General features: G+C 39.7%; 18 protein-coding genes. 17 read left to right on the top strand and 1 reads right to left on the bottom strand.

Annotated elements, in window-relative coordinates:
- Positions 1 to 124 precede the first annotated feature (124 nt).
- Positions 125 to 769, top strand: a complete 645-nt coding sequence (locus tag AC1DOV_RS04165; protein WP_477549249.1) for a formylglycine-generating enzyme family protein — start codon at positions 125 to 127, stop codon at positions 767 to 769.
- Between the two features lie 57 nt (positions 770 to 826).
- On the opposite strand, the gene pdxR is transcribed toward AC1DOV_RS04165, so the two are convergent.
- Entirely contained in the window at positions 827 to 2,269 is a 1,443-nt protein-coding gene (gene pdxR / locus AC1DOV_RS04160; RefSeq protein ID WP_477549248.1) for a MocR-like pyridoxine biosynthesis transcription factor PdxR, read from the bottom strand.
- A gap of 258 nt (positions 2,270 to 2,527) precedes the next feature.
- Here pdxR and AC1DOV_RS04155 point away from each other — a divergent pair, with 258 nt between their 5' ends.
- The 16 genes from AC1DOV_RS04155 to AC1DOV_RS04080 all read left to right on the top strand — a co-directional run bounded on the left by AC1DOV_RS04155 (position 2,528) and on the right by AC1DOV_RS04080 (position 19,183).
- Positions 2,528 to 2,662, top strand: coding sequence for a hypothetical protein (locus AC1DOV_RS04155; RefSeq protein ID WP_256710766.1), 135 nt, complete (start codon positions 2,528 to 2,530; stop codon positions 2,660 to 2,662).
- A 201-nt stretch (positions 2,663 to 2,863) separates the two neighbouring features.
- The gene (locus tag AC1DOV_RS04150; RefSeq protein ID WP_477511171.1) at positions 2,864 to 3,310 is read left to right on the top strand and encodes a MarR family winged helix-turn-helix transcriptional regulator; all 447 of its coding nucleotides are present in this window, start codon (positions 2,864 to 2,866) and stop codon (positions 3,308 to 3,310) included.
- A 64-nt stretch (positions 3,311 to 3,374) separates the two neighbouring features.
- Positions 3,375 to 4,718 carry an NAD(P)-binding domain-containing protein gene (locus tag AC1DOV_RS04145; RefSeq protein ID WP_477549247.1) on the top strand — a complete coding sequence of 448 codons (1,344 nt, stop codon included), beginning with the start codon at positions 3,375 to 3,377 and terminating at the stop codon, positions 4,716 to 4,718.
- A gap of 301 nt (positions 4,719 to 5,019) precedes the next feature.
- On the top strand, positions 5,020 to 5,352 hold the full coding sequence (locus AC1DOV_RS04140; RefSeq protein ID WP_477511169.1) for an ArsR/SmtB family transcription factor: 333 nt from the start codon (positions 5,020 to 5,022) through the stop codon (positions 5,350 to 5,352).
- Complete coding sequence (locus tag AC1DOV_RS04135; RefSeq protein WP_477511168.1) at positions 5,349 to 6,785, top strand: arsenic transporter; 1,437 nt, start codon at positions 5,349 to 5,351, stop codon at positions 6,783 to 6,785. The genes AC1DOV_RS04140 and AC1DOV_RS04135 overlap by 4 nt, the downstream gene beginning before the upstream one ends.
- 13 nt (positions 6,786 to 6,798) lie before the next feature.
- Positions 6,799 to 7,224: an arsenate reductase (thioredoxin) gene (arsC, locus tag AC1DOV_RS04130; protein WP_477511167.1), complete on the top strand. Its 426-nt coding sequence runs from the start codon at positions 6,799 to 6,801 to the stop codon at positions 7,222 to 7,224.
- A gap of 517 nt (positions 7,225 to 7,741) precedes the next feature.
- Positions 7,742 to 9,271, top strand: a complete 1,530-nt coding sequence (locus tag AC1DOV_RS04125; RefSeq protein WP_477549246.1) for an MDR family MFS transporter — start codon at positions 7,742 to 7,744, stop codon at positions 9,269 to 9,271.
- Between the two features lie 274 nt (positions 9,272 to 9,545).
- Positions 9,546 to 9,950 (top strand): Rrf2 family transcriptional regulator, encoded by a 405-nt coding sequence (locus AC1DOV_RS04120; protein ID WP_441883207.1) that lies wholly within the window; start codon positions 9,546 to 9,548, stop codon positions 9,948 to 9,950.
- Positions 9,951 to 10,126: 176 nt separating this feature from the next.
- Positions 10,127 to 11,029: an NAD(P)/FAD-dependent oxidoreductase gene (locus tag AC1DOV_RS04115; protein WP_441883205.1), complete on the top strand. Its 903-nt coding sequence runs from the start codon at positions 10,127 to 10,129 to the stop codon at positions 11,027 to 11,029.
- Positions 11,030 to 11,072: 43 nt separating this feature from the next.
- Positions 11,073 to 11,495, top strand: coding sequence for an RrF2 family transcriptional regulator (locus tag AC1DOV_RS04110; protein WP_441883203.1), 423 nt, complete (start codon positions 11,073 to 11,075; stop codon positions 11,493 to 11,495).
- 37 nt (positions 11,496 to 11,532) lie between these two features.
- A complete protein-coding gene (gene trxA / locus AC1DOV_RS04105) occupies positions 11,533 to 11,853 on the top strand; it encodes a thioredoxin (RefSeq protein ID WP_441883201.1) in 321 nt (106 codons plus the stop codon).
- Between the two features lie 240 nt (positions 11,854 to 12,093).
- On the top strand, positions 12,094 to 12,582 hold the full coding sequence (locus AC1DOV_RS04100) for an SRPBCC family protein (protein ID WP_441883199.1): 489 nt from the start codon (positions 12,094 to 12,096) through the stop codon (positions 12,580 to 12,582).
- Positions 12,583 to 12,974: 392 nt separating this feature from the next.
- Complete coding sequence (locus AC1DOV_RS04095) at positions 12,975 to 15,368, top strand: polyprenyl synthetase family protein (RefSeq protein WP_477549245.1); 2,394 nt, start codon at positions 12,975 to 12,977, stop codon at positions 15,366 to 15,368.
- A gap of 174 nt (positions 15,369 to 15,542) precedes the next feature.
- Positions 15,543 to 16,448 (top strand): GNAT family N-acetyltransferase, encoded by a 906-nt coding sequence (locus tag AC1DOV_RS04090; protein WP_441883195.1) that lies wholly within the window; start codon positions 15,543 to 15,545, stop codon positions 16,446 to 16,448.
- A gap of 160 nt (positions 16,449 to 16,608) precedes the next feature.
- Positions 16,609 to 16,941 carry a hypothetical protein gene (locus AC1DOV_RS04085; protein WP_083681545.1) on the top strand — a complete coding sequence of 111 codons (333 nt, stop codon included), beginning with the start codon at positions 16,609 to 16,611 and terminating at the stop codon, positions 16,939 to 16,941.
- Positions 16,942 to 17,683: 742 nt separating this feature from the next.
- Positions 17,684 to 19,183 carry a malate:quinone oxidoreductase gene (locus AC1DOV_RS04080; protein ID WP_477549244.1) on the top strand — a complete coding sequence of 500 codons (1,500 nt, stop codon included), beginning with the start codon at positions 17,684 to 17,686 and terminating at the stop codon, positions 19,181 to 19,183.
- Positions 19,184 to 19,383 lie beyond the last annotated feature (200 nt).

Here is a 19,383-nt window from a genome sequence, read left to right as displayed (position 1 = left end):
AAACGAAATATCAAATACTGTTTTAATAAATCACTAATTTATGGTAGATTACAGAAGGAAAACATAAAAATCAAAGGAGGAGATCACCGTTTCTAATGCTCTAAATAAACATAATGAATACCCAATGGTAAGCATTCCAGCTGGAGTAATTGAATTAAGAGATGACCGGACGAAACGAAAATGGAAGTCTGAAATTAAACCCTTTTATCTTTCACCTTATCCCGTAACGATGGAGTTGTATTTAGCTGTAACCAAAAAATCTCCTCTTTCTTTAAGTAGTGATCAAAGGCCAGTGGTCAATATCTCTTGGAATGAAGCCATCTATTTTTGTAATTTACTGTCCCTGAATGCAGGATTAACAGAGTGTTACTCATTCAGTCAGGATGGAGATCATATTGAATGTGATTGGGAATCTGATGGCTATCGCCTTCCGACAGAGGCGGAATGGCAATATGCGTGTAAAGCAGGATCAGCTGGCTATCAATACGGAGAGATTGATAAAATCGCTTGGTACAATGGAAATTCGGGAGACAGCATTCATGAAGTAGGTAAAAAAGAACCCAACGCATGGGGTTTATATGATATGTTAGGAAATGTCTGGGAATGGTGCTGGGATTTATATGATGAGCAGGTATATGGCTCATATCGCATTTTTCGCGGCGGCAGCTGGGCTGAAGATGCGAGAGGCTGCGGAGCTACTTGTCGTCGTCGCAGTCATCCGTCATTTTGTATTGACGACCTTGGGTTTCGCCTTGCCAAATCATGTTAACGAGTTGATAATAACCGCGGAGGTATACCTCCGCGGTTATTTCTAATTCCTATTAAGCTATTTGCTATTCATAAGCTCACGCAGCGCATCTGCAAATTTGGAGATTCCTAAACCAATTTCAGCTTCTTTTGCTCGAGCAAAAGTAAATCTTACGAAACCAGAATCCGATCCGTACACACTACCAGGAACAAAAACAATCCCTCTTTTAATGGACTCCTCCAGCAGCTTTCCATCGTGAACATCCGGAACTAGCTTACACCATAGATGAAGACCACCTTGTGGGGCAGTGAACGTAACCAATCCTGGAAGTTCCTTCTGCAATGCTTCAATAAGTAAATCTCGTTTATATTGGAGCTGCATTCGCAAGCGGTCAAGATGAGGTTCAAAGTAATTGGACTTCAAAAATTGTGCCGCTACCTGCTGCGGTATAACGCTAAGTCCAAAATCCATTTGCTGTCTTGCGTCAGCAAGTCTCTCCACAATGGAGTTAGGGGCAACCATCCAACCTATTCGCATGCCAGATGCAGCTATTTTGGAAAAAGAACCGATATAGAGGACAGACCCAATTGAATCCATTGATTTCAGCGGTGAAGGCGGTAAACCTTCATAGTCCGTTAAGCTAAATGGGTCATCCTCGACAATAGGCAGCGCCAACTCGCTTGCGACGCCAAGCAGCTGTTTGCGGCGTTCAGCACCGAACACTGTACCTGTTGGGTTCTGATAGTTGGGGTTCATGAACACCATTTTGATCCGATGTTTTTTGTATAAAGCACGAATGTCCTCAGGACATACCCCTTGACTGTCAACAGGAAGTCGGAACAACCTAAGCCCCGCTGATTGAAACATAGGCAGAGAATAGCAGTAGGAAGGATCTTCAATCGCAACCGCGTCGCCAGGCGACAACAAACACTGGGTTATTAAATATAACGATTGCTGAGATCCCGATGTGATCAAAATCGATGATTCCGTTGTCTTAATACCCCGATGTTGATCTAGATAGGATACCAATGCTTGTCTAAGCGGAATATACCCTTGAGGATTATCATAACCCAAATATGAAGTATATTTATTCTCGCTCATCAACGTTGTAATTTCATCATTAGGAGCCAAATCAGCCGACAGCTCGCCGCTAGCAAAATCGATGAGAGAGGGGTTTTGATTGAGCGCTTCACGAATTCTTCGCATAAAGGGCAAGTTAGGTAGAAAGCTGCCGCCCTCAGCGTACCGACTCCAATTAGGCGTGTGCTTGGGAGTGGCTCCCCATTTTGTTTTGGATACACGCGTTCCACTGCCTGTCTGACTTTCAATAATCCCCATCGATCGAAGCTCGGCAAATGCCAAAATGACTGTACTGCGGTTTACGCCTAGTTGTTCAGCCAATTTTCTCTCAGATGGAAGCAAGCTGCCAGGAGGGAATTCACCGTAGGAAATCCGTCTTTCTAGATGATCGGTAATTTGTTTATATATAGGAATTTTACTTTTCCTCTCAAGTTCCCACATCAGGTTCACATCCCTTGCTTGTAAATAAAACATTATAGTCATGATTATCATACCACTGATTTTCAAACTGAAAGAGGCTGTTTTCAACCTAACTATGACAGTTAAATGAAAACCAATCGAATTGGATGGTAGTAATTCATCCGATTTGGATGGTTCGTTTTTTCGCTTTTTATTTTATGATAAACGTTAATTCACATATCAATGAACTGCACGTATTAGGAATCAAAAAAATACTGCTAACATATAGGGGGAAATCATATGCAAGTACCTATCGGCGTATGGATCGTATCTTTTATAATCGTAGCTATTCTTTCATGGATTACATTCTGGATCACGAACAAAGCGTATTCAAGACGTTGGGAAGATCATGATGACAGCAACCTAAATAATTAAAAAAATGATTGTGAGCTACAACAACAAATAGCACAGGAAGTGGAAATCAGTAACGACAAAAGCTTTGTTGTTACTGGTTTTTTTGTGTTCATCTGAATAATTCTGCGTAGTTTCTGACGATAAAAAATAAAAGGTCAATATTCAATTTTTACTTGCATTTTGCAAATAATTGCGTTATAAATAGATCAAGAGGTGAAACAAGTGGAGAACACTAGAGAGATGTTTCAAATAATGACTCGCCGGTTTGGGCTTCTGGATAAAAATTGTTGCACAGCGGGCGGAGTGGATATCTCATTAATTCAAAGCCATATTATTTATGAGATCGATCGAAAACATAATCCATCGATTCAGCAGGTGGCGGATTCACTATCCATAGACATCACGACGTTTAGCCGCCAAGTTCAAAGCCTTGTGAAGTTAGGATTGGTGAAGAAAACACAACTTCCTGAAGACCGGAGAATCAATATTTTAACGTTAACGACGGAAGGCAAGTACATTTCAACAGTCATTGATGGCCAAATGAATGACTATTTAAAAGAGGTCTTTTCGCATATGTCTGAATTTGAACAAGACATGGTCATAAACTCGATAAAATTGCTTAACGAAAGCATGGCAAAATCGAAAGTATGTTGTACAACACTGGGATAATTATTTATCCCTTTAAAAATCATTAATACTTGCAATTTGCAAATAATATTGAGGAGGAAATAATATGATGAAAAGTATTCCTATTAACCAAATTAGCTGCTGTGAGGTACATGACAACGAAAAAAGCAATTTGCCAATTGCAATTATAGGAGCTGGACCGGTAGGTCTTGCGGCTGCTGCACATTTACGTTTAAAAGGAGAGTCATTTTTACTTTTAGAAGCTGGTTGCGATATCGGAGCAAATATTAAAAAATGGGAGCATGTAAGACTCTTTTCCCCATGGGAATATAACATCGATAAAGCAGCTAAACAATTGTTGCTTTTAACCAACTGGATCACAACACAAAATACGGATATTCCAACAGGGAAAGAACTTGTAGAACAATATTTAAAGCCTCTATCAGAGCTCTCTGAAATAAGTCCGTCTATTCATTTGAATACGAAGGTGACTGCCATTAGCCGTAAGGGTTTAAGTAAAGTTAAAACGAACGGTCGTGATGATCTGCCTTTTGCCATTCACGCCACCCAAAATGGCAGCCAACATCTTTTTGAAGCAAGAGCGGTTATTGATGCCACGGGAACATGGTCAAATCCAAACCCGCTTCGTTCGGATGGTGTGTTCTTATTAGAAGAAAAAGCGCTTAGCAATCAAATATATTATGGCATCCCAGATTTGCTCGGAAAGGATGAAGAACGTTACCGCGGAAAAAAAGTCCTTGTCGTTGGAAGCGGTCATTCCGCTATTAATACACTTTTGGAACTTGGCGAACTTCAAAAGCAAACAAACGAGACTGAAATTGTATGGGCAATACGAAAACATAATCTTGAGAATGTTTATGGCGGACGTGAGTTAGATGGATTACCGGCTAGGGGTGAACTCGGAAATCGAATTCAAAAATTAGTAGAATCGGGAATTTTGAAAGTGATGACCTCGTTTTATATTGAAGAATTAAAGGAGAGTAACGGGAAAATTCATGTTATCGGTACGATTGGATCAGAGAAAGCTTTTATTGACGGTGTCGACGAGATCGTATGCAACACAGGCTCACGTCCTGATTTATCATTTGTCCGTGAGGTAAGAGTGATGATGGACCCGAGTCTTGAAAGTGCATATGAGTTAGCGCCACTAATCGATCCAAACGTTCATAGCTGCGGTACAGTTAGACCTCATGGTGAACTCGAATTACGTCAACCTGAGAAAGATTTTTACATTGTGGGTGCCAAAAGCTATGGAAGAGCACCGACCTTCTTAATGACAACCGGCTATGAGCAAGTTAGATCGATTGTAGCCGCTTTAGTGGGGGATATGGAGTCTGCTCGTAAAGTAGAGCTGGAATTGCCGGAGACAGGTGTTTGTAGCATTGGTGTCGGCGGCGGAGACAGTTGCTGTGGACCAGATCAAAAGTAGAAATAATATACGATGTTCCAGCAAGTAATTTGCCTAGTATTCTAGGAATACCGAAATGTTCCGTCTACTTTCGTAGCCAGTATGAGCAACGTTCTACTTCAAACAACCTAAAACAAAGGGCATTTATTTAATCTAATGCCCTTTGTTTTGTTTATTTAGGAAGAAGGGGCGACTTTGAATGGTTATAAACACTCGAAATTTTCACATCTCATCATATTCGCCATTGATTATATAAGTAGTTAGTTATATAATTATGAAATGAAAAGAAGCCAACGGGAGAAAACAGAGGGAGGTACTACATATGGAGCAAACGATACAGGAAATGGCCGAGGCTTATAAATTATTAGCCGATAAAACGCGGTTAACCATCGTAGCACTGCTCAAAGAAAAGGAACTATGTGTATGTGATATCACTGACATTATCGGGATGTCTCAGCCAAATGCCAGCCAGCATCTACGAAAACTAAAATCAGCCGGACTTCTAAATGAAAAGAAAAAAGGGCAGTGGGTATATTACTCCCTTAATCCGGATGCGGAAGCCTATGTACAGTGCGTGTATCCGTACCTGCCTTCCATGAAAGAAAAAATAGCAGGCTTAAAAAATAACAGCTGTGATACACAGGGGGAAGTATGACACTCATTGCCATTTTAATCTTTTTGCTTACGCTCACGTTTGTAATCTGGCAACCAAAAGGACTAAGTATTGGTTGGTCGGCAGCTGCCGGAGCTATTCTGGCTCTTCTGTTTGGCGTCGTAAGCTTTGCTGATGTTAGTACGGTTACGGGTATTGTTTGGAATGCTACGCTTGCCTTTGTAGCCATTATCGTAATATCGCTTCTTTTAGATGAAATCGGCTTTTTCGAATGGGCGGCGCTTCACATGGCGCGGCTCGCACAAGGCAATGGAAAACTTATGTTTGTTTATGTTGTTCTTCTTGGTGCAGCAGTATCGGCATTCTTTGCCAATGACGGCGCCGCGCTTATTTTAACACCTATTGTGCTTGCGATGGTGCGTGCACTCAAATTTGATCAGAAAATGATTTTGCCATTCATTATGGCCAGCGGTTTTATCGCAGACACAACTTCGCTCCCTTTTGTAATCAGTAACCTCGTTAATATCGTTTCCGTTGATTTTTTTGGAATCGGCTTTATCGAGTATGCTAGCCGGATGATTATTCCGAACTTTTTTTCGCTGCTGGCGAGCCTTCTGGTCTTGTTTTTGTTCTTCCGTAAAAGCATCCCAGGTCACTACGATTTAAAACAGCTCAAGAAGCCGTCTGAAGCCATAAAAGATAAGAAGATGTTCCGAATTTCATGGGTAATCTTAGCCATGTTACTTCTCGCATACCTTGTAATTCAATACATTCATGTTCCAATTTCCGTCATAGCAGGCGTCGCTGCAATCTTGTTTATTTTAGCTGCTCGACGCAGCCCGGCTATTCAAACTTGGAAGCTGGTCAAGGGCGCTCCTTGGGCAGTTGTCATCTTCTCCATTGGCATGTACGTGGTTGTTTATGGACTTCGTAATGTGGGACTTACAGATGAACTAGGAAAAGTCATACAAGCCATCGCCGACAAGGGACTATTCATCTCCACTATCGGTATGGGATTCCTTGCTGCGATATTGTCTTCGGTCATGAACAATATGCCAACCGTGATGATCGATGCATTAGCCATAAAAGGAACAGCAACGCAAGGCGTCATTCGTGAATCTTTGGTGTATGCCAACGTTATCGGCAGTAATTTGGGACCTAAGATGACACCCATCGGATCGCTCGCGACACTTTTGTGGCTGCACGTATTATCACGTAAGGGTGTAAAAATCACATGGGGAAATTATTTTAAAACGGGTATCATTCTCACGATCCCAACACTCTTTATCACATTAACAGGGTTGTATATGTGGCTGCATTTCATCCATTCAACAAGCATTAATGTATGGCTGCTGATTGCCGTAATTACCGCTATATTGGTTCTAATCGCCATATTAATAAATGCTTGGATTAGCTCGAAAATGGGCAAAACGAGATTTCAAGAAGAGATCGTAAAAGTTAACTCGAGAATATAGGAGGCCGATAATAATGAACTACAAACCACTCGTTTATTTTCTGTGTACTGGAAACTCTTGCAGAAGCCAAATCGCCGACGGATTTTTGAAGGCAATGGGCAGCGGCAAATATGAAGTGATGAGTGCTGGTCTAGAAGCTCATGGCTTAAATCCCCGTGCGGTTCAAACCATGAAAGAAGCAGGCATCGATATCTCCAATCATACTTCGGATGTCATTGATCCTGAAATTTTAAAACAAGCAGATTACATCATCACGCTTTGCGGTCATGCTAACGATAACTGTCCGGTTGTAAGTAACGACAAAGCGCAAAGATGGCATTGGGGCTTCGACGACCCCGCAAAAGCGACAGGTACAGAAGAAGAAATCAATACTGCATTCGCAGAGATCCGAGATTCGATAAAAAATCGTATTGAGTTGTTTGTGAAGGAAGGGAAGTAACAAACAGTAATAATTATGTTCTTTCGAATATATTCGAGGATTTAGGAACTGTTTTTGTGCCATTTATAACTATACTACAAAAGAAGCAAGCCCTCAGGGCTTGCTTCTTTATCATTTAAAATTGCTAATTATTTGGTCTTGCTGAATTTCGTCATCTCTAATGATACCTACTCCTGCGTATAAAATATAAATAATGCCGCCAACGAAGCACGCACATAAAGTTAAGAAGGAAATCATATGTTGTCATCCTTTCTAATCGTGATTACATCAATCGTACAGTGACCCTCAAACCTTGTGACCCTCCAATCCAATCTGATATCTCCCATCCAATAAAATTCAACTGACGGTAGTTATTGATAGCTTGACAAAAAATGAAGCTCCTCTTACTATAATATTATCTCGATTATCAAGATACTTATAACTATAATTATATTTATTCAAGACAATCAGTCGTCGAGATAAAAAAGGGAGTGGCAATTACATTGTCAATTGAACAAAGTGGAGGGAACGAGAAACAATGGAAATGGCAAAAGGAAATAAAGTAGGTGTAATCATTGCAGCACTTCTGCTGGCTACACTGATGGCATCGATGGATAACACCATATTAGCAACTGCGATGGGGACAATCGTAGGGGATCTTGGCGGGTTTGACAAATTAATGTGGGTGACTTCTGCTTATATGATCGCAGAGATGGCTGGTATGCCGATATTTGGTAAGTTATCTGATATGTATGGTCGCAAGCGTTTCTTTGTTTTCGGAATTATCGTATTCATGATCGGCTCAGCTTTATGCGGTACAGCGGAATCTATTGTACAGCTAAGTATTTATCGCGCGATACAGGGTATTGGCGGCGGAGCACTTGTACCCATTGCATTCACAATTATGTTTGATGTGGTCGCACCTGAAAAACGTGGGAAGATAGGCGGATTGTTTGGTGCTGCGTATGGTATTTCCAGCATATTCGGACCTCTAATTGGCGCTTATATTGCAGATTATGTTCATTGGTCCTGGATTTTCTACATCAATTTACCAATAGGAATCATTGCATTTGTAATGATTGCTTATTTTTACAAAGAGTCTGTTGAGCATTCTAAACAAAAAATCGACTACATGGGCGCAATAACGCTCGTAACTTCAATTCTTTGTCTCATGTTCGCGCTGGAGCTAGGAGGTAAAAAATACGATTGGGACTCCTTCACGATCATAGGTTTGTTTTTAGCTTTTGCCGTATTATTGGTCACTTTTATATTTATTGAACGCCGCGCAGAAGAACCGATCATCACCTTCAGCATGTTCAAAAATCGGCTTTATTCCACGAGCAATTTAATGGCTATTTTTAGCGGTGCAGCATTTATAACAGCTTCCGTTTACATCCCAATCTACGTTCAAGGGGTACTTGGAGGCTCAGCTACAAACTCGGGGCTCGTGTTGCTTCCTATGATGGTCGGATCTGTTGTCACCGCTGCTGGCGGCGGTATTTTGCTCTCCAAGTTTAGTTATCGCTCCATCATGATTTCGACGTTGTTTCTGCTAGTGGGCGGCATGGCTCTACTGACTACTTTAACACCCGATTCATCCCGATTTACGGTTACAATCTTTATGATTTTAGTTGGTCTTGGCATCGGCTCATCGTTTTCTGTTCTAAGCAATTCCGCCATACATGGATTTACTGCTAGGCAGCGAGGCTCTGCAAGCTCTACACTTAGCTTCACTCGGGAACTGGGAATGACGCTTGGAATTACGGTATTTGGTATTATTCAAAGTAACTTATTTGCAAATAAGCTTTCTTCATCGTTCGTCAGCGGCGGTCAAACGTCGGAGTTCATTGATCTAAGTGATCCAAGTAAAATTTTGACACCTGAGACAAGGGAGAGCATTCCTTCTCAGATTCTTGATAAAATAACTGAAGCACTGTCCTCGTCACTCGTTCATACCTTTGCTTGGGCCATCATTCCTTCCGTCATTGCTCTTTTAGCTGCCTTTGCTATGAGCAAGGAGAAGTTTGATCCAGCTTCCGAGCTAGAAGAATATTCAGCATCTCATTAAAAAATAAACCTCGCTATTCGTAGCGAGGTTTTTCTTATGTACATTAAACTTTTGCAAATAAATCTCTAATGACGCTTGCGTCAAGCTCATTCGTTATTTTATAAGAATTAGCAGCATTTTTTGAAGCATTATAATCAAATACATTTAGAAAATGATGATCGTAAAGTGTAATAACCAAGAGACTACTTAATTACATAATAATATTTCACAACTTGACATATTAGCGACTTCATAGGTATTATAGACACAATAAGTCTGTAATTGAGGTGAGAACATGAAATTTTCCAAAGCAACCAATTATGCACTTCACACCATGCTCATGCTTGTAGAAGCTTCTAATTTGAAGCCCATAGGCGTCAAGCAGCTGGCGGAATCCCAAAACGTTTCACCTACTTATCTTTCCAAAATTTTAACGAGACTCGTCAAAGCAGGGATGATTGAATCCGTTTCTGGGGCAAACGGAGGTTACCGGCTATCACGCAAAAAGGACGACATTACGTTTTTGGATATTATCCACGCTATTGAGGGTACAACATCATTATTTGAATGTGATTTTGTTCATGGTGAAGAATGCTTGATTCAAGCTGCAATGAAAGAAGCGGAAGAGAAGATGGAACAACATCTGAAACAAACGAAATTAGCTGACATTGCAAAAAAACAAACCAAAATTGAAAGTTAAGAACATTTTTTCTGAAAAAGGAGAAGTACAATTAACATCGTATAAAATCCTTTTTTGAAATAATTATAGATATAACGAGTCTTCAATGTCGGACTTGAACTTGATAATAAGCGTTTTTTTCGCTTTATTATAGATATAATGAGTCTTTAATATCCCATTAGTAGGAGATGAGCTACATGAATTATGATTGTGCCATTATTGGCGGAGGACCAGCAGGGTTAAATGCCGCACTTATGCTTGGCAGGGCAAGGAGAAGCGTTGCTTTGATCGACAACAATCGTCCAAGAAATGCTGTTACTCATACATCGCATGGCTTTATAACAAGGGATCGCGTTACACCAGCTGAGTTTCGCCGCATTGCTTATGAAGAGGTGCTGAGTTATCCAACAGTCGATCATAGGCAAGCTGAGGTGATTTCTGTCAGTAAAATTGAAGCCGGATTTGAGCTTATTGATTCATCTGGATTTCGCATTCATACACGTAAATTGATCTTGGCAACAGGAGTAAAAGAAATATTTCCCGAGATCGAAGGCTTTTACCCGCTTTATGGAAAAAGCTTGTTTAATTGCCCATATTGCGACGGCTGGGAGCTACGCGATCAGCCGCTTGTCGTTGTTTCGGAATATCCGACTGTTTTTCATACAGTGAAGCTGCTTCTCAATTGGAGCAAGGATTTAGTTGTCTGTACAAACGGGAATGAAAACCTGTCGAACGAACAAAAAAAACAGCTCCAACGAAAGGGGATCGTAATCATGGAGCAGCCCATTGCAGCATTCGTCGGACAAAATGGGAAGCTTGAGCATATTCGTTTCTCAGATGGAACTACCATCGAAAGAGCTGGTGGTTTCGTTACTCCTAAGTTTATTTCAAGCACGCGGTTCGGAGAACAATTGGGCTGTGATAAAACGGAGTTGGGAGGAATTCAAACGGATGGAAAGGGGAAAACCTCAATACCCGGTCTTTATATCGCTGGTGATGCTTCCTATTTTATGCCATCCCAATTGGTTTTTGCTGCGGCAGACGGCAGTCGAATAGCGATGAGCGTAAATTTGGAGTTGGCAGAGGAAGACTTCATTTAACGAAACTTAAATGAAGTCACAATACGGAAAGAGGGAGCGCTATTTGCAAATAAAAAATCATTTGATTGGGTCTTCAAAATTTCGGGCAGCTTTATGTGTCATCTTGCTTCTTACAGAGCAAGGCGGAACGTTGACTAGCTCAGAAATGGCGCAACAGCTGAATGTCCATGCGGCTTATTTACGAAAAATCATGTCCACATTGCTGAAAGCTGGGATGGTTGAAGCTAAGGAAGGACAAGACGGTGGATATAAACTAAAACATCCTGAATCAGATATAACACTGGCTGATGTTTACGATGCAGTAAGAGAGGTAAAGAAAAGCCAAACCGTTACATTCTGTCATTGGACAACATCTATAAATGAAAACTTAGCGAAATTGATGCTAGAAGTTGATGAATGTACCATTTCATACTTAAAGGAAATTAAAGCAACTGACATGATAAGCAGCTTAAGCAATTCAAATTAGAAAAATCTAACATCCAACTGGAGAGGAAGACATAACCATGACAATTATACATGCAACGGATACAACACTAAAAAATGAAATTCAAAAGGAGGGGCTAACCATAGTTAATTTCTGGGCACCTTGGTGTGGGCCATGTCTTATGTTTGCACCCATTCTTGAAACATTTCGTTCGGCAGGAAGCCATAATGTAAAAATTGTGAAAGTAAATGTGGATGTTAGTGAAGCGATGGCTTCACTATTTGGAATTATGAGTATACCTACTACCATCCTCTTTAAAGATGGAATACCTGTTGACAATAGGAGCGGAGTCTTATCAGTAGAAGGCTTGGAACAATTTATTTCTGGTCATAATAAATAATAGCCTGCCTTATATATTCCTTTACAGGAATATTCCCTATGTGGTATATTTGGTTTAAGAAGCGATTCACAGTAAATAATAAATAGAGGTAAGGTGAACAAATATAAGAAAAACAATCGTATCGGAATTTTTATAGTGACTTATGAAGGATATAGACAAGCTTGATCGTTCATGATAGAGGAAAAAGATGTGTAGTACACACGTATCAAAAGGTTAATATCATCGCAATGGAGGATTCAGATGACTACAAAAATTAAAATGACTCATACGTTTAATGCTCCTCGTGACCTTGTGTTTAAGGCTTTTTCAGAATCAGAACATTTACTGAATTGGTGGGGACCAAAAGGATGGGCTTTTGATATTAAAAAATTCGATCTCCGCCCAGGTGGTTTATTTCATTACAAACAGACCGCACCAGACGGAACCGAGATGTGGGTCAAGTTTATCTATCATGAAGTTAATTCACCTGAGAAAATTGTATATACCAATTCCTTTTCTGATGAGGAAGGTAACACCGTGCGTGCACCCTTTGACGCTAATTGGCCTCTTGAATTTTCAGTCACTTTTATTTTCAGTGAAGATGGAGACAAAACCATTCTTACTATGGAAGGGGAAGCAGTATCTCCAACTGAAGAGGAAGCCAAAACGCTAGAAGCATCACAAGATATGGTTCGCGAAGGATATGAAGTGACGTTTAATCAACTGGCAGATTACTTATTAATGGTATAAACCAACTAGTTAAAGTGATACAAAAAAACTCTTAACGACAAAGGTTAGTTTGATCTCACATTGTTGATGATCAACCTAACCTTTGTTGTTTTTTTGTTAGAAGGGCTCAAATGGAACGGGGGCGAGCCTTTTTGCGTAATGTATCTCAGTACTTTGCACTTCATGTCCAACTTGATATTCTCGCTACATATTTTTACCAAAAAATTGTTGAACCACCAACAATCGTGTAAAATATAACTTATTTGCTCGACGCATATCGTTCCAAATTCCTCGGAGGAAGTGAGTAAACATAATATTTTAGTCTTATTTACTTCAGAAAACTATACTAAGGCTTCAAATCAGTTATTTTGTTACATTTCCCAGTCATTTTATTTTAACTATAAGTCGAGGTTATGCGTCGTATGAATGATAAGTATACAGCTCAAGCAGATACTTGGTACCAGCTTGCAGAGCAAAAGGCAGCCCAATATTTTGAAACATTGAACGAACAAGTGAAGAATAAAACTTATGTAACCACACTAACCGAAGATATTCAATTGTGGAAAAAGAACCATATCCAACATTATTCATTGTTATCCTTTTTTTCGAAAGGAAAGAAAAAACCGGATTCTCGGGATTATCATAGATATATATGGTGGCTGAATTATTCAGGAAAACTGGATGATTATTTGGATCGAAGCGTTTCCTATATTTATATGAGGGATTTAGGAAAAGCTTTGGATGCTCCAGAGACACAAATGAGAATTCAACGGGTGATTGCTGACGTCAAAAGCCACTTTATTCAACCCTCAACAACAAACGGGGGAGAGCAGCCTGATTTTATGACCTTGGCGGGGCTGTATCGGTGGGCTCAGAAGGAAGGCATAGAAAACGGCATAATTTGGGTAATAAATAAACTAAAATCCGTATCCTCTAATATCCCAAAGGAAATGAGTTCCGAGCACGCGGTGCGCAAGCTGATCAAAATCATAATTGGCGTAATGTTGCATGTAATTGAAGAAATGGATGACCAAGTATTGCCTGCTGAACGTGCCAGGAGACTAGACGAAGCCATCAGACTTGGTTACTCCTATGGGCTAACCTATCCTTTTATTGACGATCTGCTTGATTCGGGTGTCCTAAAGGCAGAGGAGAAAGAACAATATTCCAATATGATCCGTACTTCGCTTCTAAGCGGATCTGTTCCACAATTAGGTGAATGGTCCGGCAATAACTTTGAATTTGTCCAATACGTACACGCGGAGCTTAGTGACGCTTTTGAGTATATTAAAAAATATCAGCGACCTGAGACACAACAAACCTTTTTCGAGCAATCCTACGTGTTTTTTCATTCTCAGGATTTGGACCGTGTCAAGGACCTATCGAATGTAAATTACACTAACAAAGAGCTTTACCTGCCTATCATTTTAAAATCCTCATCTTCAAGGCTCATCGTTCGTTCCGTCATTAGTGCTCCTTTGGATGAAGGCTTTGATAATCGAACATTTTATTATGGCATTTATAACCAGCTGGCAGATGATTTAGCAGATATGTTTGATGATATGAAAGACGGGGCGGTAACACCCTATACCTATTATTTGAAATACCATGAGCAGCGCTCAGATCTAATCAATCCCTTTGAGTTATACTGGTCCGTCATCTCTTATTTAATTCACAACATATACTACTCCGATGCCAAAACCAGAGAAGTGATTCTTGATCGTGCCTTCAATGGTCTAAAAAGGTTGAAAGAACGTATAGGTACTGAGAAATATAACGAAATTATGGCGGTGTTTGCTTCAGGAGATCCAGATTTCAATCGCCTTATCCAACATGTGGTTCAAAAAGCGGATGATGTGGATTTCTTCGATAAACTGCTCCGGGATCAGATGGTAACGGTTTTAAAAAGCAATCGCAGTGAAAAGGAGCAATTCCTTTCAACTGTCAAAACTGCTCGCGAGCAAATCAACAATCTATTGCCGATTCACAAAAGTAATGAAATACCTCCAATGAGAGAGCTGCTTATTGATGCTGCAAACTACAGTCTTGAGGGAGATGGCAAACGATTACGGCCAATATTGGCTTGGGTCATGGGTATAAATGAGTATGGACTGCATGCTTCGGCGATCGTGCCGCTTCTAAAATCATTAGAGTATATGCATACCGCGTCTTTAATCTTCGATGATCTCCCAACGCAGGATAATGCCTCTACTCGCAGAGGGCGACCTACGCTGCACCAGGTGCATAATAGTGCCACCGCGGAATTAACCGGCCTATTTCTTACCCAAAAGGCGATTGAAGAGCAATCATCCCTTGAACAGTTTGACCCTAAAACCGTGCTTGCTTTAATGCAATATTCGTCCCAAAGAGCTGGAGATATGTGCATGGGGCAGGCGATGGATTTGCATTCCAAAGGAAAAGCATTAACATTGGAGCAGCTAAATATGATGTGCTTTTACAAAACCGGAATTGCATTTGAAGCTTCACTTGTAATGCCTGCTATTCTCGCTCAGGTAAAGTCGTCAGAAATTGCGGTTTTGAAAAAATACGCCTATCATGCGGGCATAGCCTTTCAAATTAAAGATGATTTGCTTGATTCGGAAGGAGATTTACATTTACTCGGTAAACCTATTGGCCAGGATGTGGAGAACAACAACTCGACTTTTGTAACCATCCTTGGTCTAGATGGAGCTAGAAAAGAGATGTGGGAACACTTCTGCCTTGCAATGGAAGCATTGAAAGAGATGCCACGTAATCCAGCTTTTCTGAAGCAACTGCTGAATTATATTATAAGCAGGGATTATTAAATTACATTCGTACGTCTTGAGGAAGATTCGTGAGATCATGTTAGATATTGCAATAATTTGAATAAGCAAACAGCAGTCCATCGGTGACATATGGTCACTGTTGGACTGCTTTTACTTTTTAATGGTGTTTGAAGCAGTCAGCAAAAGTTGATGAGAATGAAGGGGAGAAGTAAAGTGAGCGAGGTTAATATGACTAATTACCAATTCATAAGTGACTATAAAGACATTTCAACCTACAAAGAAAGCTTTAATGAATTGGCTAAAATGGTATTTGGACTTGATTTCGAAAAATGGTATGAAAAAGGGGGCTGGAACGAAAATTATATATGTTATTCCTTTCTCGATAAAGGTAAAGTAATTGCCAATGCCTCAGCAAGCAAAATGACGGTTATATGTAACAGTGAAGAGTACAAAGCCATTCAAATCGGTACCGTTATGACGCATCCCGACTATCGAAATCAAGGATTATCAGGCAAACTGATGAACCATATTATCGAGAAATATGAACAAGAATATGACTTTATCTACTTGTTCGCTAATGATTCGGTTCTAGACTATTATCCTAGATTTGGGTTTAGAAAAACGCAAGAAAGTAGTTTTACGCTAAACATTTCAGGTTTAGAATTAAAACCAGAAGCAATCCGTTCCTACCGCAAGCTACATACGAATAACGCCAATGATTATCGGTTGATGGAGCAGTTTGCTAAGGAAAGAATATCTGTATCCCCTATAATGGGTGTGAAAAACAATGAACATCTATTGCTGTTTTATTTTATCTTAGCATTCAATGATGCGATTTATTATGTCGAAGAAGTTGATGCCATTGTTATTTTTAAACACGAGGATAAACAACTTCATCTTTATGATATCATCAGCGTTCAAAAAGTTGATTATGATGTTATTTTGAACAGCCTTGTTACTGCCGATACGGAGATTATTCATTTTTACTTTACACCCGATTACGATAATGAAAACATTCATGTCGAGTTATTAGCAGAGAGTGAGGACACATTGTTTGTTCGTCCTTCATTTGAAGATAGAGCAGAACATATTTTGTTTCCATTAACTTCTCATTCATAACGAAACACTTTTTTCAAACATTATCAGTACAAGGTAAATATCATGCTCTACATCCTGCAGGAACAGCATAGGCCATCGTCTTCCATGTCAATCGTACAGGTCGTTTTGTCTTCTTGAGAATACAATATGGTGTATTCCAAAACAGGAAGGAGATAATTCTGTGAACCGTAACGATTATAATAACATGAGTAATAACATGAACATGGGTAGTAATATGGGTAGTAACATGGGTATGGTAGAAGGTGCGAATTCGGCTAACTTTTGTCCGGATTGTCCAACGCAAACGATTTATGATCCTCCAATTACGCAATATGAGGACATCTACCATCCGCAGCTTGTAAATGTTATTCAAAATATTGAAACGGTGAAGAAGCATCATTGTTGTCCTGTCTATCAGCATTATTACACGCAATCTGAGAAAAATGTCATGGTTTCAGGCTTAAAACGCAGAAAACGTGCTAAAATATCTTCCAAAAAACGTTCCAAAAAATAGTCCTTAAATATAAAAAAAGACCCGTAAGAGCCAACGCTTCGCAAATGAAGCGGCCGCCTTACGGGTCTTTCGCTTGTTTTCAAGATTACTTTAACTGATACAAGAGATGATTTCTTCTTAAATACATATACAATACATACAGAATACAGCAGACAGGCAAAACAAACAGAAAATTACCTTAACTGTTGTCAAAAAGGCTCCAGCCTCAATAAGATATGAATATATATTGTTAAATTTCTAAAGGAATTTAATGGGGAAGCTGAACAACTTTGTGAAATATATCTACTCCTTCATATAAACGTTGCAGATTATTCACAATTTGTATACTTGAAAATCTCAGAAGCAGAGAAGTAGCAACGTTTAGATTGAAACTAATAGAAGTTTAGTTTAACATCAAATACAGTGAACCATACCTCAAGTATCGGAAAAAATGTAATGATGCTAGTAACACATGGCGGCAAACAAAAGCTTCAATCGATGCATTAAGCTTTGTTATTGCCTTTGCTTTGTGTGTTCCTAGAGCCTTGTAAACGGACTTTTCACTTTTCACCAGCTTTCAAATAGCTTATAATTATCTGATAATCGCAGATCATTTAATCTATAATCAATTACAAAACAATATGATATGGTTTTAATTGAAACAGAAAAGGTGTGTGACTGGGTCGAGCATTGGCTTAGTGTAACGCCTATACAGAAGCGCCTACATGCTTTATGCAAATTTTAGGATATAAGGATGGTAAAAATGAGCAACGGAGAAAATAAAACAGACGTCATCTTGATTGGTGCCGGAATCATGAGTGCGACTTTAGGGACACTTCTGAAAGAATTGGTACCGGAATGGAAAATTACCGTGTTTGAGAAGCTCGAGAGTGCTGGAGAAGAAAGCTCTAACGAGTGGAATAATGCAGGAACAGGGCATGCAGCACTGTGCGAGCTTAACTACACTGTAAATAAGCCAGACGGATCTGTAGATATTAGCAAAGCGATTCAAATTAATGAACAGTTCCAGCTTTCCATGCAGTTTTGGTCTTACCTTGTAAATAGTAAGCTAATCCGTAATCCGCAAGACTTTATTATGCCATTACCTCATATGAGTATGGTCCAAGGAGAACAAAATGTAACGTTTCTAAAGAAACGTTTTGAAGCCATGTCTACTAATCCGTTGTTTAAAGGGATGGAATTTTCCGATAACCCTGCAAAATTAATGGAATGGATCCCACTTATTATAAAAGATCGTAAATCAAATGAAGCTATAGCAGCAACCAAAATTGACTCTGGTACGGATGTCAACTTTGGTGCTTTAACGCGCATTCTGTTTGACCACTTAAAACGTAAAAACGTTGATCTCAAATATAAACATAGCGTTGATAACATTAAACGTGCTAGCGACGGCTCGTGGGAATTGAAAGTACGTAATGGCAGCGGCAATGTCGAACGGCATACTGCAAAATTTGTTTTTATCGGAGGCGGAGGCGGAAGCTTGCATTTATTGCAAAAATCCGGTATTCCTGAAGGTAGACATATTGGCGGATTCCCCGTAAGCGGAATATTTATGGTTTGTAATAATCCGAATGTTGTGGCACAGCATCATGCAAAAGTTTACGGCAAAGCCAAAGTTGGAGCTCCTCCAATGTCGGTTCCACATTTGGATACAAGATTTATCGACAATAAAAAATCTTTGCTGTTTGGTCCTTTTGCCGGATTCTCACCTAAGTTTTTGAAAACCGGTTCAATGTTTGATTTGGTCACTTCCGTAAAACCGGATAATCTCATCACAATGTTATCCGCAGGTGCAAAAAATATGTCATTGACAAAATACCTGATTGAGCAAGTTATGTTATCCAAAGAAAAGCGCATGGATGAGTTGCGCGAGTTTATCCCTAACGCCAAAACGGAAGACTGGGATTTAGTAGCAGCTGGTCAGCGTGTGCAAGTTATCAAAGATACTGAAGCTGGCGGCAGAGGAACACTTCAATTTGGTACGGAAGTTATAACGGCTGCTGATGGTTCGATTGCAGCATTGCTAGGCGCTTCGCCAGGTGCTTCTACTGCTGTTCACGTTATGCTTGAAGTATTTAAAAAATGTTTCCCTCAACACATCAAAGAGTGGGAACCAAAAATTAAAGAAATGATTCCTTCTTATGGCGTTTCATTAATGGAAAATCCAGAGCTTCTGCACGAAATTCATACTTCTACAGCTGACTCACTAGGCCTGAGTGAAAAAGAGCTGGCTTTTAGTTAGTTTTTCTGATTTAAAAACAAATGAATGTAGTGAAATATTACGTAATTGAAAGCATGCCGTGAATTATTTAATTTCATTAAAATAAATATTGAACCTTTGATCTAATTATAGATTGAAGGTTCTTTTTTTATTGAATTTAAAGGTGCTGCAGTTAATATTGCTTGCATGTTACCGTTTTTGGTGAGAGGACATACTAATAA

It is taken from the genome of Paenibacillus sp. 01T47 (assembly GCF_056398245.1).
This window is presented reverse-complemented; position numbering and strand designations above follow the sequence as displayed.

Bases quoted from the DNA above. Each gene is read 5' to 3' on its own strand.
- AC1DOV_RS04080 (WP_477549244.1), top strand. From the start codon at position 17,684: ATGAGCAACGGAGAAAATAAAACAGACGTCATCTTGATTGGTGCCGGA.
- AC1DOV_RS04100 (WP_441883199.1), top strand. From the start codon at position 12,094: ATGACTACAAAAATTAAAATGACTCATACGTTTAATGCTCCTCGTGAC.
- arsC (WP_477511167.1), top strand. From the start codon at position 6,799: ATGAACTACAAACCACTCGTTTATTTTCTGTGTACTGGAAACTCTTGC.
- AC1DOV_RS04135 (WP_477511168.1), top strand. From the start codon at position 5,349: ATGACACTCATTGCCATTTTAATCTTTTTGCTTACGCTCACGTTTGTA.
- AC1DOV_RS04125 (WP_477549246.1), top strand. From the start codon at position 7,742: ATGGAAATGGCAAAAGGAAATAAAGTAGGTGTAATCATTGCAGCACTT.
- AC1DOV_RS04140 (WP_477511169.1), top strand. From the start codon at position 5,020: ATGGAGCAAACGATACAGGAAATGGCCGAGGCTTATAAATTATTAGCC.
- AC1DOV_RS04115 (WP_441883205.1), top strand. From the start codon at position 10,127: ATGAATTATGATTGTGCCATTATTGGCGGAGGACCAGCAGGGTTAAAT.
- AC1DOV_RS04120 (WP_441883207.1), top strand. From the start codon at position 9,546: ATGAAATTTTCCAAAGCAACCAATTATGCACTTCACACCATGCTCATG.
- AC1DOV_RS04145 (WP_477549247.1), top strand. From the start codon at position 3,375: ATGATGAAAAGTATTCCTATTAACCAAATTAGCTGCTGTGAGGTACAT.
- trxA (WP_441883201.1), top strand. From the start codon at position 11,533: ATGACAATTATACATGCAACGGATACAACACTAAAAAATGAAATTCAA.
- AC1DOV_RS04155 (WP_256710766.1), top strand. From the start codon at position 2,528: ATGCAAGTACCTATCGGCGTATGGATCGTATCTTTTATAATCGTAGCT.
- pdxR (WP_477549248.1), bottom strand. From the start codon at position 2,269: ATGTGGGAACTTGAGAGGAAAAGTAAAATTCCTATATATAAACAAATT.
- AC1DOV_RS04095 (WP_477549245.1), top strand. From the start codon at position 12,975: ATGCGTCGTATGAATGATAAGTATACAGCTCAAGCAGATACTTGGTAC.
- AC1DOV_RS04165 (WP_477549249.1), top strand. From the start codon at position 125: ATGGTAAGCATTCCAGCTGGAGTAATTGAATTAAGAGATGACCGGACG.